The organism is Solibacillus sp. iso_87, assembly GCF_056173085.1.
Genome location: NZ_CM149656.1, coordinates 913,741 through 930,921, shown reverse-complemented (window position 1 = coordinate 930,921; position 17,181 = coordinate 913,741). Strand labels below are relative to the sequence as shown.

17 protein-coding genes are annotated in these 17,181 nt (G+C 37.6%); 4 read left to right on the top strand and 13 right to left on the bottom strand.

Going from position 1 to position 17,181, the window contains the following annotated elements:
• The first annotated feature begins 218 nt into the window (after positions 1-218).
• Positions 219-1,406, top strand: a complete 1,188-nt coding sequence (locus AC0VXV_RS04510; RefSeq protein ID WP_475530528.1) for an MFS transporter — start codon at positions 219-221, stop codon at positions 1,404-1,406.
• Positions 1,407-1,457: 51 nt separating this feature from the next.
• Here the strand turns inward: AC0VXV_RS04510 and AC0VXV_RS04505 are convergent, their stop codons facing one another.
• The 11 genes from AC0VXV_RS04505 to AC0VXV_RS04455 all read right to left on the bottom strand — a co-directional run bounded on the left by AC0VXV_RS04505 (position 1,458) and on the right by AC0VXV_RS04455 (position 12,951).
• Positions 1,458-2,579 carry an N-acetyldiaminopimelate deacetylase gene (locus tag AC0VXV_RS04505; RefSeq protein WP_475530527.1) on the bottom strand — a complete coding sequence of 374 codons (1,122 nt, stop codon included), beginning with the start codon at positions 2,577-2,579 and terminating at the stop codon, positions 1,458-1,460.
• Between the two features lie 15 nt (positions 2,580-2,594).
• On the bottom strand, positions 2,595-3,308 hold the full coding sequence (gene dapD, locus AC0VXV_RS04500) for a 2,3,4,5-tetrahydropyridine-2,6-dicarboxylate N-acetyltransferase (RefSeq protein ID WP_475530526.1): 714 nt from the start codon (positions 3,306-3,308) through the stop codon (positions 2,595-2,597).
• Positions 3,309-3,384: 76 nt separating this feature from the next.
• On the bottom strand, positions 3,385-4,284 hold the full coding sequence (locus tag AC0VXV_RS04495; RefSeq protein ID WP_475530525.1) for a LysR family transcriptional regulator: 900 nt from the start codon (positions 4,282-4,284) through the stop codon (positions 3,385-3,387).
• A 71-nt stretch (positions 4,285-4,355) separates the two neighbouring features.
• A complete protein-coding gene (gene cbpB / locus AC0VXV_RS04490) occupies positions 4,356-4,799 on the bottom strand; it encodes a cyclic-di-AMP-binding protein CbpB (protein WP_079524871.1) in 444 nt (147 codons plus the stop codon).
• 535 nt (positions 4,800-5,334) lie between these two features.
• Positions 5,335-6,102: a 2,4-dienoyl-CoA reductase gene (gene fadH, locus AC0VXV_RS04485; RefSeq protein WP_475530524.1), complete on the bottom strand. Its 768-nt coding sequence runs from the start codon at positions 6,100-6,102 to the stop codon at positions 5,335-5,337.
• 272 nt (positions 6,103-6,374) lie between these two features.
• Positions 6,375-8,549, bottom strand: coding sequence for an RNA degradosome polyphosphate kinase (locus AC0VXV_RS04480; RefSeq protein ID WP_475530523.1), 2,175 nt, complete (start codon positions 8,547-8,549; stop codon positions 6,375-6,377).
• 1 nt (position 8,550) lies between these two features.
• Complete coding sequence (locus AC0VXV_RS04475) at positions 8,551-10,092, bottom strand: Ppx/GppA phosphatase family protein (RefSeq protein WP_475530522.1); 1,542 nt, start codon at positions 10,090-10,092, stop codon at positions 8,551-8,553.
• Between the two features lie 197 nt (positions 10,093-10,289).
• Positions 10,290-11,195 (bottom strand): chemotaxis protein, encoded by a 906-nt coding sequence (locus tag AC0VXV_RS04470; RefSeq protein WP_475530521.1) that lies wholly within the window; start codon positions 11,193-11,195, stop codon positions 10,290-10,292.
• A gap of 93 nt (positions 11,196-11,288) precedes the next feature.
• Positions 11,289-12,155 carry an NAD(P)-dependent oxidoreductase gene (locus tag AC0VXV_RS04465; RefSeq protein ID WP_475530520.1) on the bottom strand — a complete coding sequence of 289 codons (867 nt, stop codon included), beginning with the start codon at positions 12,153-12,155 and terminating at the stop codon, positions 11,289-11,291.
• A 331-nt stretch (positions 12,156-12,486) separates the two neighbouring features.
• Positions 12,487-12,672: an aspartyl-phosphate phosphatase Spo0E family protein gene (locus AC0VXV_RS04460; RefSeq protein ID WP_079524861.1), complete on the bottom strand. Its 186-nt coding sequence runs from the start codon at positions 12,670-12,672 to the stop codon at positions 12,487-12,489.
• A 90-nt stretch (positions 12,673-12,762) separates the two neighbouring features.
• Positions 12,763-12,951, bottom strand: coding sequence for a hypothetical protein (locus AC0VXV_RS04455; RefSeq protein WP_475530519.1), 189 nt, complete (start codon positions 12,949-12,951; stop codon positions 12,763-12,765).
• Between the two features lie 174 nt (positions 12,952-13,125).
• Here AC0VXV_RS04455 and AC0VXV_RS04450 point away from each other — a divergent pair, with 174 nt between their 5' ends.
• The 3 genes from AC0VXV_RS04450 to AC0VXV_RS04440 all read left to right on the top strand — a co-directional run bounded on the left by AC0VXV_RS04450 (position 13,126) and on the right by AC0VXV_RS04440 (position 14,799).
• Positions 13,126-13,311, top strand: coding sequence for a YkvS family protein (locus AC0VXV_RS04450; RefSeq protein ID WP_008403508.1), 186 nt, complete (start codon positions 13,126-13,128; stop codon positions 13,309-13,311).
• A gap of 85 nt (positions 13,312-13,396) precedes the next feature.
• Positions 13,397-14,008: a lysostaphin resistance A-like protein gene (locus AC0VXV_RS04445; RefSeq protein WP_475530518.1), complete on the top strand. Its 612-nt coding sequence runs from the start codon at positions 13,397-13,399 to the stop codon at positions 14,006-14,008.
• A 62-nt stretch (positions 14,009-14,070) separates the two neighbouring features.
• Positions 14,071-14,799: a chemotaxis protein gene (locus AC0VXV_RS04440; RefSeq protein ID WP_475530517.1), complete on the top strand. Its 729-nt coding sequence runs from the start codon at positions 14,071-14,073 to the stop codon at positions 14,797-14,799.
• 44 nt (positions 14,800-14,843) lie between these two features.
• On the opposite strand, the gene AC0VXV_RS04435 is transcribed toward AC0VXV_RS04440, so the two are convergent.
• Both AC0VXV_RS04435 and AC0VXV_RS04430 read right to left on the bottom strand, forming a co-directional pair.
• Positions 14,844-15,290 (bottom strand): MarR family winged helix-turn-helix transcriptional regulator, encoded by a 447-nt coding sequence (locus AC0VXV_RS04435; RefSeq protein WP_475530516.1) that lies wholly within the window; start codon positions 15,288-15,290, stop codon positions 14,844-14,846.
• 299 nt (positions 15,291-15,589) lie between these two features.
• Positions 15,590-17,050, bottom strand: coding sequence for an ATP-binding protein (locus AC0VXV_RS04430; protein ID WP_475530515.1), 1,461 nt, complete (start codon positions 17,048-17,050; stop codon positions 15,590-15,592).
• Positions 17,051-17,181 lie beyond the last annotated feature (131 nt).

The window sequence follows — 17,181 nt, the reverse complement described above, 5'->3', positions numbered from 1 at the left end:
CCCCAACACAAAAACAATATGTGTAGGGGGTATACTTGCTAGTATAAATACCGGATAGTTCATGACTTGTACCAGCTGCATACAAATGTTTCCTACTAACAATTTCTTTATGAAGATTCGACATGATTAAATGCAATTTTGAAATTTTTAGAGTATGATATTTAATATAAATATATATTTCTATTATCGAAATATCTAAACAGGAAGGCTGGCATTCTATGACAGAAAAATCCAATAAGTTAGCGCTTTATTTATTAATGTTTAATATGTTCATTACAATGGGCGGTATCGGGATTATTGTTCCTGTTATGCCTGCCTATTTGCAAGTGTTCGGTGTCGGTGGACAAGTACTCGGCTTTTTAATTGCAGGCTTCGCTCTCGCACAGTTTCTGTTCTCTCCGGTTGCCGGAGATTTGTCGGACCGTCATGGTCGGAAAATGTTTATTATTGGCGGACTGATCGTGTATGGGTCTTCACAAATTTTATTCGGTCTCGCTTCGGAAGTATGGGTATTATTTTTAGCACGTTTTTTAAGCGGGACAGGCGCGGCATTTATTATGGCGCCAATTATGGCATTTGTAGCCGATATTACGACATTTGAAGAGCGCGGCAAAGGGATGGGTATGATCGGTGCCGCAATGTCTTTAGGCTTTATGGTTGGTCCGGGTGTAGGCGGATTCTTATCTGAAGTAAATTTGACATTCCCTTTCTTTTTAGCCGGAGCTGTAGCATATATGGCTGCAATCTTGTCCGCTATATATTTACCTAATATTAAAAATGTTCGAGAGACAATTGCGCCACGTGAAAAACTGGTTAGGCAAATGGTCAAATCTGTGAAGACCTCCTATTTCATCTTTTTAATCATTGTCTTCACGTTCAGTTTTGGTATTTCCAATTTCCAAGCAACTTTAACGCTTTATTTAGACCATAAATTTGGTTATACTCCATCAGAGATCGCCATTATTTTAACAGTCGGCGGGTTTGCGGGTGTAGTGCTGCAAATGTTTGTCGTGAATAAATTATTTAAACGTTTCGGGGAAATGAAGGTTATTTTAGTCAACTTACTGTTGGCGGCTGCAATGATGCTGCTCGTTATTTACATTAGTGGCTTCTTCATCATTTTAGTTGTCGCTACACTGTTCTCGATTGCCACAACTTTTATTCGTCCTGCAGTAAATACACTTATTTCAAAGCTTGCTGGTAATGAGCAAGGCTTTGCTGCCGGTATGAACAATGCTTATATGAGTCTCGGCAATATGTTCGGTCCAGCGCTTGCAGGTGTCCTGTTCGATTGGAACCCGAATTCTCCATATATTTTGGGAACTTTTGTGCTCGTCGGCTGTTTCACGCTTGCCTATTTATGGACAGTCAAAAGAGCGCCTCATTTAATGAGAGCCACTTCATAAAAAATTAAAAAAGAGGCTATCCAAAATTTATTGGATAGCCTTTTTTGTATGTTAGCTCAGCTGGCGTATAAATTGTTCGACGAAGCGGCAATTTAGAGGAATGAGTGATTCGTCCGGTGCCATTTTAGCATGGTGGAGGCCATAGTTTGAATTGGCTCCTGTCCAGAACATCGCACCTGGCAAATCCTTGATGAAATAACCGAAGTCTTCACCTGTCATTGCGGCAGGACATTCATAAGCGGTTGTCCCTTCAAACTGTTCAGCAAACTCCAGCAAGGCATTGGCACAATTCGTATCATTATTTACCTCATAATACATTGAGCCGTAATCAATAGCGACAGAGCATTCAAATGCGGCTTCAATTCCTTTGCATATTGCTTCAATACGACGTTTCACTTCTGCCATTGCCTGTGCATTCAACGTTCGAATTGTTCCTTCAAGACGTGCATTCTCTGCAATGACATTCTGAACTGTACCAGAAGTCATTTTTCCGATCGTAATGACTGCACTATCCATTGGATCGACATTCCGGCTAATAATTGTTTGCAGCTGCATCACTAAATTGGCCGCCGCAATCGTCATATCCCTTGTTTTATGAGGGTAGGCTGCATGACCGCCAATCCCTTTCAAATCAATAAACAGCTCGGAAGTATTGGCAAACAGAAGCCCTGGTCTCGTTGCAATCGTACCTACCGGATATTCCGGAGCGATATGTAGTGCATAGAGTTCGTCTGCAACAAGATGGGGCTGTTCTGCTTTTAGCCATTCCAGCATCGGTTCTGCCCCGCCTGGACCTTCCTCGGCAGGCTGGAAATAAACAACGACATTTTGAAAAGGTGGCTGTTTTGAAAACGCCTCTACAAGTCCAAGCGCAATAGACATATGACAATCATGACCACAAGCATGCATAAATCCGGCATACTCCGATTCAAACGGAAGTCCCGTCTCTTCTTGTACAGGGAGTGCATCTATATCGGTACGCCAACCAATCATCTTTGACGGGCTTGTCCCTTGTATAAATACAACAATTCCTGTTTTCCAAGTCGTTATTTGCAAATGCTGCTGATCCAGATTTGAAATAAATTGGAGTAAATAGCTCTGTGTTTTAAATTCATTAAAGCCTACTTCAGGAATTTTATGTAGGTCTCTTCTTACTTCAATAAGATGCCTCATGTCGTTCCCGCCTTTTTATAAGTTACGCAGTGAATCGATAATTTCTGTTTTCGACTTTGTTTTTTCATCTAATACTTTAATTTGACGAGCTGGTACGCCTGCAACGACTGTATATGGTTCAACGTCTTTAATAACGATTGCTCCGGCTGCTACTACTGCACCTTTACCGATGCGAACACCTTCCAATACTACGGCATTTGCGCCGATGACAACATCATCTTCTACAACAACCGGTAACGCACTCGGTGGCTCTACTACCCCTGCAAGAACAGTTCCTGCACCGATATGACAGTTTGCTCCTACTGTAGCACGACCACCTAGTACCGCGCCCATATCAATCATTGATTTTGCACCAATTTCTGCACCAATATTAATAATGGCACCCATCATAATTACTGCATTGTCACCGATTGTAACTTGATCACGGATAATTGCACCTGGTTCAATACGTGCATTTATTTTTTTCGTATCTAAAAGCGGTACGCCTGAATTACGACGATCACTTTCTACTACATAGTCTTCGATAAGATCGGCATATTTTTTTAATGATGCTTCAATTTCAGACCATTCGCCAAACACTACCGCATTATTTCCCTCACCAAACACTTTGCTTTCGGTCCCAAATGATAAATCCGCAACACCAATTCCCTTTACATAAACCTTTACTGGTGTTACCTTTTTTGCTTCTGAAATAAAATCAATAATTTGTTGTGCATTTAATTTTTCCATATGACACCTCGCTGCGTGTTAGATTTTTTAACATGAATAATTGTACTAAATTTTCAGTAATATTAAAACTATTTTTTTAGTTGGTTTCACTTGAATAATCGTACAGACAGCGTGCATGGTCTTGTACTAAATCGACAAAAGCTTCCACTTGGCGTAATTCGAATGTCGATTCATATCCGATCAGCCATGTATCCCGTGTTAATCCGTCATCATTTCCATTATTGACTAAAGGGATTTTATGAACATTTTCTTCACCGTTCAACGTAATTGAAGGTAAAATTGCATAGCCGATACCATTTACAGCCATTTGCTTACATGTTTCAATCTGATCTACAATGATTTGATGTTTTGGATTGTAGTTGAAATGACGTTGCCACCATTGTTGAATTTCCTGGTAATAATTCGAATCGCTTTTAAATTGGATAAACGGGCGGTCGGATGTCAATATATCTTCCATATCCTCGATTTCCCTATCTACTAAATACATCGTATCGCGGAACAAATGGATTTTTTTACCTTTCCATTCTGCCTGTCCCCGGACAATGCCAATATGTGCTTCGCCGTCATAAAGAGCTTTTATGATTTCAGAGCTCCATCCAGTAATTAACGAAATTTTCGTATCCGGATATTTCGTTACATAGTCTTTTAAAACTTTTGGCAGCCAATTTTGACCGACAATCGAAGCACAGGCAATTTTTAATGTACCGTGTACTTTTGTATTCAACGAGTGGATCGTTTCAAAAATTTCCTCCCGCTTTACAATCAAATCATTCGAATATTGAATGACAAGTTCTCCCGCAGGCGTCGGTGTTAATCCTTTTTGGGAACGAATAAATATTTGTACGCCCCATTCTTTTTCAATTGATTGAAGTCGCTGTGACAGTGCTGGTTGCGTTAAAAAAAGGCGCTCTGCCGCTTTTCGCATATTTCTCTCTTCTGCCAACACTTTAATAATCTCTGCTTCTGTCGCTGTCACTGACAACCATTCCTTTCCGAACAAACGGTTAAAAAAACGACAAAATCCTATTAGGACTTTGTCGACTTATATTAAGCGTTTTGCTGGTAAATATATTTCTTTAATTGTTTTAAAATAATTCTTCGCGTCATAATACCGACAAATGTACCTTCTTCATCGACTACACATAAAAAGGCGTGGTTAATTACTAGATCGAGTGCACGTTGGAATGTATCCGTAATTTTTAAATACACAACTTCCTGATTCATGACCTCATCCACACGAATGTCTGCTAATCTATCATATTCAATTCGCTCTAAGCCTAAAATAGACTCCGTTATCATTTTGGTACTTAATAATCCTTTTAAACGATACTTTACATCCAGAACCGGAATAGAAGAATACCCTGTTTTTGTTAAAACTAATAATGCATGTTCAGCGTTATTTCCACTTTGTACATGGGCGACCTTCTCAGATGAAATAATAAAATCTTTTATAGGCATATCTAGTAAAGCTCTGTTGTTCGTTGAAATCATGACATTCTACTCCTTTATCCCGCTAATAACGGGCAGCACCATACTAAGATAAACTGAAAACTTACTGCCGTTATTCTTTGCCCCGTCTTTCGACAAAACAGTTTCTCTAATCTCTATCATACCATACAGATCATTTTTATGACTATGAAAGGCGCCTATGATTGCAAAAGAAAATGCATAATAAGACGAGAAGATTCGTCCCATTATGCATTAATTTCAGTAACCCCTTGCCCAATAATAAAAAATAATGATACCAGTAAATGTGCCAAAAACTGCATACGATAAAATAATCGGGTTGAGCAGGAAAGGATGCTCCTGAATTTCTTCAGGCACTTCCGAATCACGTTCCTGACCGCTGCCCTCTATATTATGTCCAACACGTACCGTTAAATAATAGCCTATAAAACATAGTATGATAACAACGAAAATCGTTGGATAAAGCCATATTCCGATTGTGATCGCCTCCTTTTAACAGTTAGCGATAGTATGCAGCAATAATTTGGAATTTATTCTTTTATTACATCTTTTAAAAAAGTTAAAACGGGTGCTGATTCAGCCATTGTCCGCCATCTAAAGTAATGCATTCCCCGTTTAAATAGCTTGCCTTATCCGATAGCATAAATACCGCCAGATCGGCTATTTCCTCAGGCGTGCCAAGACGCTTTAATGGTATAGAATTCAATGTACGTTTCGCTTGTTCTTCCGATTCCCATAGTTTATCTGCCCCGCCTGTACGCTCAATTGGCCCAGGTGCAATGGCGTTTACGCGAATCCCATATTGGCCCCCCCATTCAACCGCAAGCGATCGTGTCAATGAGAGCACCCCGGCTTTTGCCGCAGCCGAATGAATGACGCCAGCTCCTGCACCCCAGGCATATGTAGCCACCATATTGATAATTGAACCCTTTATACCATTTTCAATCCAATAACGGCCAATAGCAGAAGTACAATAAAATGTACCGTTCAACACAATATCAATAACAGCCTTCCATCCGTTCGGCGATAATTTTTCTGCATTCACTAAAAAGTTTCCTGCCGCATTGTTCACTAAGCCGTCTACTTGCCCAAATTTTTCAGCTGCAAATGCAACCATTGCCTGTGCATGTTCCGGTTCGCGAACATCCATTTGAAATGTTTCAATTGTGGAACCAAATTCTTCTATTTCCTTCTTTGCATTGGCTAAACGCTCCAAGTCACGCCCGGTGATCACTACATTTGCCCCTTCTTTCACGAAGTGCTTTGCCATTCCAAGCCCCATCCCGCTAGAGCCGCCCGTAATTATAATCGTCTTCCCTTGTAACATTTTATCCATCCCCTTTACCTATAAATGAACAGTCATTCATAAATAGAGTTTACTATAACAGTGGGGAAATAAATACTAAAATATAAATTTTTCTGTTTTATGTAATGTTTTACTGTTATATAGGAGGTTTTCTTTTTTTATAGTGGAGTGAGATTGATTTTCTAATACCATGGTTCTTTATTCTAATAACCTTCATAATTGTTCTAATAAATCCCCAGCCCCAGACAAAATCAAAAGCTATGAACATTTTGTCCATAGCTTAATCTCTTCTACTATTCTTCCATAATCGGACCGAGTGATTCGGCTAGAAAGATTTCCTGACTGTTAATCCGGACATCACTATGATGGCCTTCTTTATAGTGGTATTTTCCATTTGAATCCTGGATGCGTACTTTTTGATTATCTTTAATTTGGAGCAGCATAATGCGCTGAATCCGGTATTTTATTTCCGGCGAATAGATTGGAAACAGTATTTCCACACGTTTAATCATATTCCGGGTCATCATGTCTGCAGAAGATAAATATAGGTTATCCTCCCCGTTATGATGAAACCAGAAAATCCGGGAGTGTTCAAGGAAACGACCAACAATGCTCAAGACGGTTATATTTTTGGAAATTCCCGGGATGCCCGGACGCAGACAGCAAATGCCGCGAATAATCAGCTCGATTTTTACACCTGCAATCGACGCCTCATAAAGTTTCATCATTAAATCCTTGTCAGTTAAAGAATTCATTTTTGCTCGGATAAACCCATTTCCATATTTTTTATGTAATGCAATTTCCTTATCGATTAAATCAAGGAATTCATCACGAATATCAAAAGGAGCAACGACAATATGATGGAATTCAGGTTTGTCGGTATAACCGCTTAAATAATTGAAGAAGTTTGTCGCATCAATACCAAATTCCTTATGCGATGTAATAATCCCCATATCCGTATAGATTTTTGCGGTAGCATCATTGTAATTGCCCGTCCCTAAATGAACAAAGCGTTCAATTTTTCCGTTTCGTCGACGTACGACAAGTGTAATTTTTGAATGTGTTTTTAAATTATTCATCCCATAAATGACAAGGCATCCTGCTTGTTCAAGCTGTTTGGCCCAATGCACATTATTTTCCTCATCAAAACGTGCTTTCAACTCTACTAAAACTGTCACCTGTTTACCGTTTTCCGCCGCCTGCTTTAAAGCTTGAATAATCGGTGAATTGCCACTTACCCTGTACAGCGTTTGCTTAATTGCCAAAACGCTCGGATCTTCCGCTGCTTCTGCGATAAAATCAACAATCGGTCCAAATGATTCGTATGGATGATGGAAGAATATATCTTGGGTTAACGCTTTTTCAAAAATATTTTCGTCCGACTGTAAATCATGGGGAGGCTGTGGAATAAAACTTTCATACTCCAGATGCTCCCGTCCTACCGAAATCTCTTTTACAAAACCGAACATTGCCGTTAAGTCGAGCGGTCCATCAATTTTGAAAACATCGGACTCTCCCAGTTCAAATTCATCCAGTAAATAATCCAGCACATCATCATTCATCTCACCGTCACGTACTTCCAAACGTGAACCGACACCCCATTTGCGCTTTTTCAGTTCCTTTTCGATTTCTACTAACAGGTCCTGTGCGCCTTCCTCATGGATGGTCAAATCTGCATTTCGCGTTAACCGGAATGCTTGGGTCGATTTCACTTTATAACCTAAAAATAAACGGTCGATATTGCTTGAAATAACATCTTCCAATAATACGAACAACGTCTTCTTGCCATTTGATGGTATTTTAATAAAACGGTTCAATACGGACGGTACTTGAACAATTGCTACTTTATCCATATTGTTTTCCAAATCCTCACTGCTGTTTTCCAGCATGACAAATAAGTTGAGTGTACGTCCCAACAATGTAGGAAACGGACGGTAGGCGTCGACCGCAACAGGTGTTAGGACAGGAAATATCGTTTCTTCAAAAAATTCATTGATATAACTTTTCTCCTGCTCATTCAGCATTGTTAAATCAAGAATATGCACATGTTCTTTCGGTAAAAGTTCATGCACTAAATGGCGGTACACTTCCGTTTGGCGTCTTACTAATGCTTGAGTACGTTCAGCAATTTTAGCAAGCTGCTCTTTCGGTGTTAAACCAGACTTATTTTCGGGCTTATGATAGCCTGCACGAATTTGGTCTTGCAAACCAGCAACCCGGACCATGAAAAATTCATCCAAATTGGAACTGAATATTGCCAAAAACTTCATCCGTTCCAACAACGGGTTATTAGTATCTTCCGCTTCTTCCAATACTCGTTCATTAAATGCGAGCCAGCTTAGTTCACGGTTGTTGTAATACTGCGGCTTAGCAATTTCTTCAAGCAGCTCGACGCTGAAATCCGGACTATTTTCAAAGTCCTCATGCTCCGGATCAAAAAACGGATCCTTTTCCATATTCATTGTCATATCAACCCTGCCTTTCTTCCTTGAACTTAAGTTTTACATCGCCTTTGAAAACACGCTCGATATGCTTTTTCTGTTTTTCTGCCTGAGCCATCTCAGCTATTGCCCGCTCAGAAGTCAGTACTTCTATGTGAAATTGGTTATTTAATTTTTGGATTGCGATGTTTTTAACGACATTGCGCTTCGTCATGTTCAGGGCGTAAACAAATTTTAAAATTGCGCCAAAATCGCGCAGCTTTTTAAATTCTTCTTTTGAAATCCAGGAATCAAACGGCCGTGCAAAACGCAAAAAGTAATCACGGTTTTTATATGATGCCAGCAATGCCAGTTTAACCCGGTTAATATGGGACATGCCTGGTATTGATTGATTGGAGATCAAATAAAATGTATGCTGGCTGGATGAATCCAGCTCGATATATTCTCCGATTGCATAAACTTTTGCGGCTTTCTTTAATAGCTGAAGATCTACTTCACTATATTCAAATAGCTTTAAATTAATACAGCCTCGGTATAATTGCTCTGTCAATGATTCCAGTGTTTGTACTTCCTCTTCTGTACGTCCATAGGCTAATGCAAGCTGCCGGCCACTTTCTTCAAAAACATTGTATTTATCATAGGCTTGAGGATTCCCTTGCAAAACACGGTTAATAATGAGCCCTTCCCGCAACCCTTTTTTACTGACCTGGAAAGAAATTGAATTTACAGTAGACAGGAGCGCCATAAAAACTTCTAATGCCGGAACAATAATATCGGCCCGGTCTGAAGAAAGACCATCTAGCTGTCTTAAATTATCGTACGAAAATTCTGTTAAATAGTCGCGCAATTGTTGTAAGTCGCTCACATTCATTTCATATTGATGAACACCAGACAGTGGATAGCCTATTTTTTGCTGATGAACTTGGGCAATATTACGTGCACTTCCCCCGATTGCAATAACCGGTAATCCTACATCAACTATCCATTTCAATGAGCTGAATTGTTCCATTACAAATGCACGAAGCTTCTCACGCTCACTCTTATTAATGATCGTACCGCTTACAAACTTTTGCTTTAAAGAAACAGTACCAAATGGGAAGCTGATTGTTTTTTGGAGCTTTTTATTGATGAATAACGTAATTTCAGTCGAACCACCGCCAATATCAATCGTCACTGCTGATGGAGTATCCATTGAATGGGCAACGGCAACAAATCCGTAATACGCTTCTTCTTCTTCCGTTAAAATATCAATCAGAATACCTGTTTCTTCTTTCATACGGTTAATAATTACATCATTATTGATCGCTTGACGTACTGCAGCAGTAGCTGCCGCTTTTACGTCTGTTACATGATAATCGGCTAATATTAAGCGGAATGATTTTAACGTCTCAGCCAACAGCTGAATGCCCTCTTCGGACATTTCTCCGTTTGGCAATAAATATGTGCGCAGGCGGGCTACGGTTTTAATATTTCCGAATTCCTTTAGCCCTTCGTTTTTATTATAGGAGTATAGTACAAGTCGAATCGTGTTAGAACCAATATCAATAATGGCTGTCTTAATGTTTTTCATAATACGCTTCACTTCCTTCTGAATACCTTTGTATTCTTCTACCCTCTTTTTAGCGTGTTCAAGAAAAGTTGCTATATAATATTTTCAATTGATTTCCTTTTGAGTTTACAAAAAAGCCGGAATAACTTTTTCAAGTATCCGGCTTTCTCATTATTCTATACATTTTAAAACAATGCATCAATTATTAGATAATCTTTTTACAGAATTAACTTATCCATGCGTAAAATCAGCTCTGCAATTTCCGGTTTCGAAATTTGCTCTTCCGCTCCTACCTGTTCGCCTTTATGGCGTAAATCATCAGTAATCAGACTTGAGAAAATAATGACCGGAAGCTTTTTCAGATCAGGATGTGATTTAATTTTCTTAGTTAAATGGTGTCCGTCCATTTGTGGCATTTCAATATCTGTAACAATTAGCTGTACATGGTTTTCAATTTGTTTATCTGCCTTCACCAACGCTTCCAAATATTCGTATGCATCACGGCCGTTTTCGAAAAACTCCGTATTCACATAGCCTGCTTCATTCATTGTATCAAATAACAGTTTACGCAATAACGGTGAATCTTCTGCAATAATGACTTTCTTTTCAGTGCGTTCACGCTTGCCAAGTTTCTTAACAGCATCCACACTAATACTAGATTCAGGATTAATGTCAACCATGATTCGTTCAAAGTCCAGTAGTAAAATCATTTCATCTTGAGACTTGATTACGCCAATCACCTGAGATGATCCACCTTGATACATATCCGAAGGTTTTTCAATCTGATCCCAGGAAATACGGTGAATTTGTGTAACGTTATCCACATGGAATACAACACGTTGTTTATTAAATTCTGCCACAATATATTTTTGCTGTGTGTTTCGGTTTTCTGTAGGTATGCCTAATACTTTTAACATATCTACAACCGGCAATACTTCCCCACGCAATTGAATTATGCCTTCAACATGTGGATGTACGTGTGGAATAAATGTCACTGGTATTGGCTGAATAATCTCTTTTACTTTAATTACATTAATACCGAACTTATTATTCGCCACCTCAAATTCAACAATTTCAAGCTCATTTGTTCCACTTTCTAGTAAAATCCCTTTATGATCTTCCACTACATGTCTCTCCTTCCAAACTGCCACGTTTACAATAATCCCATTGTATCATAAGAACTATTTAACTACTATCTATTATTATGCCCTTTATACTCATTCATAATACTTGATTAATGCTTGTGTCCCATTGTCCCCATAGCCTTCTGCAAGTAACTGATCGTACATAGATTTCGCCAACGTTAAGCCTGGTAATTGGAGATTCATGCGCTCCGCTTCATCAAGCGCAATCTTCATATCTTTAATAATATGCTTAATGTAAAAGCCTGGCTCTAGATTCCCCTTTAACATACGTGGAGCAAGATTGGATAGCGACCATGACCCTGCTGCACCTGCTGTTATCGAACGTAGAACTTCTTCCATCGTTAATCCTGCTTTTAAACCGTATGCCATCGACTCGCAAACACCAATCATGCCTGATGCGATTGCAATCTGATTACACATTTTCGTATGTTGCCCGCTGCCTGCAACACCTTGGTAAATAATATTTTGTCCAAACAGTTCGAAAATCGGCTGCATTTTTTCAAATACATCTTGGTCACCGCCAACCATGAGCGATAATGTACCATTTTTTGCGCCGATGTCTCCTCCTGATACAGGTGCGTCAAGGCTATGCAATCCACGTTCGCTTGCCTCGTGATAAAGCTTTTTCGCAAGTGTCGGTTCGGACGTCGTCATATCGATGACAATTGCACCTTTTTTCGCTGCCGAGAAAATACCGTTCTCACCAATATAAACTTCTTCGACATCTTTTGGATAGCCAACCATCGTAAAGATAATATCCTGCTCTTTACTTGCTTCTGCCGGTGTTTCCGACCACTTCGCGCCTGCAGCAATAAGATCTGCAGCTTTGCTTTTTGTTCTTGTATAAATTGTTACATCATGTCCGGCATTCAGCAAATGCATAACAATGCTTGCTCCCATAACTCCCGTACCGATAAACCCTATTTTTTTTGATTCCATATGTATGCCCCTTTAGTATTTTCTTTTATTTTAACAAAATCAGAGAGAACTTCAATGTCAGTGTATTTCAATAATTCAAAATAAAATCTATTTAATATTATTAATTAGGATAATTATATACAAAGATGTGTTCGTCAATAGGAGAATTTTTATTAGGAGTATTTAAAGAAATCGAATGAATAAATTTGATTTTCGTGCATATATAAAAAAAGAGAGCAGTAGCGTTGGTCCGCTTCTACTCTAAAGGGGGAAATGAGAATGTTGCTGTGTTCAAAATTACTCTTCCCTTCTCATCACTGTTTTAAACATAAAATTTATAAATATTTTTAATTTAATGTTTATAAAACAGATGTGCACTTCTCGATTGATTAAAAGCATTCATTAGATTGTCTACTTGGACGCTTAGCTGGAGCGTTTTGTCACTTCGTAAACCATTCTCTAAACCCGATTGAATCATTTGTTTACGCTTTTCTTCAATTTCCAAAAGTAGTGCCTCATTCGAGATAGGTCTACCCAATTTATTTCCTCCTTCTTTTGTCATTTACCATTATTATACCCATTTTGTAATCTTCTTACAAAATAATCAATATTCAAAATTCGACACTTATTATGCTCTTGAATTCTCGGAAAATGTATAAACTACATCCCCACCTTGTTTCGCCTCACCACGGAAGTTTTTAAATTGTTCATCTTTAATAAGGTGTTCTAGAAACTGAAGAAATTCTTCTTTTTTTATACTTACAGATTGTAATTCACCGTTACGCAACTGATCAAGAATATTTTTATAGTCTTTCATATGGATGCCTCTTTCCATTTTTTATATGTATAATTCCAATATATCAAACTCTTAATCGAAAATATATTCCAAATAAACCCTAGTAAATTAATAAAATTATTCAAACTAATTGAATTTTGTAGTATAATTTCAAGCAAACTGTTAATTAGTAGTCGATGAAGGGACTGACTGTGTATGAAAATTGCGGAAGTTGGAAATATAATCGAGTTTAAAGACGGCTTAAAAGGAGTCGTTGAAAAGGTGAATGAGAATTCTGTTATCGTGGATATAACGATTATGGATAATTTTCATGATTTAGAAATGGAAGAAAAAACAGTTGTTAATCACAAACGGTATAAAATATTAGCTAATAACGAATAATTTAATGCAAATTACCCTTTTTAACATTGATATGATGATAAAAAGGGTAATTTTTGTTACGATACGTAATGGGAGGTTGAAGCTATTGAAAAACAGAAAACAAATCATTACACTCCTTCTGGCATTAGTTTTTATATTCAGCATGATGTTTTTCACATTTTATGAAAAATCGATTTTCTGGTATTTATATGCCTTTACATTACTAGTTGGAATTGCAATCAGTTTAGTGGCAGGTAAATTTGAAGACCGTATCCCAACATGGCAATATTTGATTTACGGTATTGGGTACGGGACAATTACGTATGGTATTGTAAAACTCGGTTATATGTTAATGCCTTATCTCGATAAAAGCGCAGCAAAGGATATAACAAAGTTTTTGGATGTATATGGTCCTCAAAATATTTTCCATTACTTAATGCTCATTTTTATCGTAGCCGTAGGGGAAGAAATATTTTGGCGAGGCTATGTTCAGCAGCAATTAAAACAATTTACAACGCCTTTCTGGGCTGTCGTAATTACTTCAATGTTATTTTCACTGTCTCTAGCAATTAGCGGGTTCCTTCCAGGTGCTCTTGCAGCTATTATCGCTGGTATTCTTTGGGGAGCGTTATATGAATGGAAAAAAAGTTTACCGTTAATTATCGTTACCCATATTGTCTTTGTTTTACTATTATTTTTAGTTTTACCATTATTCTGATACAATTAAAGCAGAAACTTATCTTTCTAAATTCCGTCTAAACATGTAAAAGGGGGATCCATATGAAGAAAACAATTTATCAAGTCGGTGCCGTAGTTATTTTATCTGCATTTTTGGCAGCTTGTAATACGGATACAGACGAGCCTACAACAACAAATGCAGCAAAAGAAGAACCTACCGAAACAGAACAAGTGCAAAACGAAGAACAGCAAGAAACAAACGAGACGAACGAGACAAGCGAATCAGATGACTCTTCTTCTGAAAAAGAAGAAGAAGCTACTGAGCCATCAGAGGAAACAAAAGCTGAACAAGAAGATAAAGCTGATAATACTACATTGACATACATTTCAAATGGTCAGCCATTTGAAGAAAAAGTAGTAACTTCAACAAGTGATGAAATGAATTACACAATTCAGCATTTAGAAAACTACACACTAACTTCAGAAGAACCAGGTGTCGACAGTTTATTAAATAATGCCGATGAAGCAACTTCAATGCAGATTGAAGTTGTAAAAAAAGAAGATGTAACTTTTGATCAGTTAAAGGAATCTGCAAAGGAAACAATTTCTGCCATTGCACCTGAAAGCACGAAAGATCTGGATTTAGCTTCAACTTTGTCAGAGCGTGAGGATATTTTAAATATTGTTGGATATGAAGCTTTATTAGAGGATGAAAAGGTTGTAAAAGTTGTTATCGAACGTGAAAACCTATTTGTTACGTTAACAATTTACGATAATGTCCAAGCGGACTTAACAGACGCCTTTTTACAAATGGGCTTAACAATTCAATAATCACCGAAAAGGACGCCCGTAAATTAGGAGCGTCCTCTTCTTGTTTAATAGGATAAATCTTTAATAGATAATCCTAATTTTTTTAATAACTCAATTGCCGTCTTTTTTTCTTCAACCGATAATGCTCCTAAAAGTTCATGAATTTTCTGTTCATGCTCAGGAAAAAGCTTGTCCATAAACTCGGAACCAAGATCAGTAATTTCCGCATAAGTGACACGACGATCTGTTGGACACGATACACGTGCTAAAAAATTTCGTTTTTCCAGCTTATCTACTACGTAAGTAATCGATCCGCTCGCTAATAAAATTTTGTTCCCGATTTGCTGCAGGGGCTGACGACCTTTATGATATAAAAGTTCTAAAACCGCGAATTCTGTAGGATTCAAACCATTTGCTTGTATAAATTGATTCGTAGCTTCACTTATCGCTTTGTGCGCTCTTGATAAAACGATAAATAATTTTAACGATTGCTTTACTTCCTCTGAAGCCATAAAAACCATCCTCTATTTTAAATAATCAATTATGCTGTGCATAATTGCGTAGGATTTAAGGAGACCCACTGGATGGGACTGTCAGCTGTTGTCCGTAATGCGACACTTTTAGGCTAACTTCCTCTTTAAATTCCCTTTAATAATTTGTGACATCTGCAAGAAGCTTGTCCAACGTGAGATAGGTACTCAGCCGGAAGGAGTTCTCTTACACTGAATTCTTCAGATTTCAGCTATTGTTTGCGAAATCTGCTTATTGAAGATGTACATATTATAGCGATGGATTGGAAGTTTTGTCAAAATCACTTCGAAATTGCCGCCATTCTAGCCACTCTCATTGAATAAGAAGGAGAAGAATTTAAATATTCAATTTCATTTCGCAAATCAAAATCAATTAAAAACTTAGATCCTGCACCTGGCTCACTTTCAATGTGAAGAGTCCCATTATGTTCTTTAATGACCGATTGTACAAGCATTAACCCCAGTCCAGATCCTGTTTCTTTTGTCGTGTAAAAAGGATTTAACGCGTTTTCGATATCGACCGCATTCATCCCTTTTCCACTATCCTCAACTGAAAGCTGAAGCGTATTTTTGCCTCGGTAAAGTAAACGTACGACAATGTAATTATTCGTATCCATAGCTTCAATGGCATTTTTCAGCAAGTTCATAATCATTTGCATCAGGCGATTAAAGTCCCCATTTATCCGGTATTCTACTTTTTCATCATATTCATATAAAATCATCGCATTTGTTTTCATTGTTAGAGGTTGCATACGCTGAATAGACTGATCGACAACTTCCTTCATATCAACCATTTGAAATACTTGTTTCTTTGGTTTAGAAATATTCAGAAGGTCCCCAAGCAAATCATCCATACGCTTCAATTCGGATTCAAGAATTTTAAAGTAAGGATATTCCTGCTCATTTAAGCTGCTTTTAATCATTTGAATAAAACCTTGAATCGATGTCATAGGATTGCGTATTTCATGGGCAATCGATGCAAAATTTTGACCAATAAACGATAAAGATTGCTGATGCTCAATTCTTTTCAGCAGCATCATCTCTTCTGTTTGATCAATAATTGTTGTGACTAATATTCCCAAATTTTCATCTACTTTGCTAATAAAATTCAAATAGACTGTATTTCCATCTTCAGTTTTTCTCATAACAAAAATACTGGCCATTTCCCTGTTGGAAATCTTTTTATAATATTGAGTAATGACTTGGGAATCGTACTGGCAATCTTCAAATAGATAATCATAGCTTCTATTCTCTATTTGAGCTGCTTTTCGATCAAGTAAATGTAATGCCATAGAATTACCTGATATAATCTTTCCATTCAACATTGTTAGTATTACACCTTGTGCCATTCCATCTATTAAATTTTGAAACATTAGTGTTTTACTCTTTTCTTCAAATGAAATGACATTGGAAGGGTTTACTTGTATTCGAGTAAAGATTAGCTGTTTATTTTCTAGATAATGACCCCATACTTGAACCGGTATTTTTTGATGGTATATATTTATTAATGTAAAAGTAGCAGTAGATGTTGATTTTTCATTTACAGAAATTATAAATCTCTCCCACTCACCACTAATTTTATCCGCACTTTCCCAAAAGCACTTTGGTAAGTGAACTGATTGCAATATTTCTTCTGCCTTACTATTCATAAATTCAATTTTGCCTTGGCGGTTCAATATAATGATTTGTTCATTGGATTGCTGAAAAAGCTCTTCTAACATATAATTCAATTGGCCTTCCACTACACCTATTACCCCCAATTTCAAATATTATAGAATTTTCAGAATTGTATACTTACCGTATATTATTTCATATTACTATTTGGAATAAAATGGGTATATTCTCCCATATTGTTTGTATCTGTTTACACTGC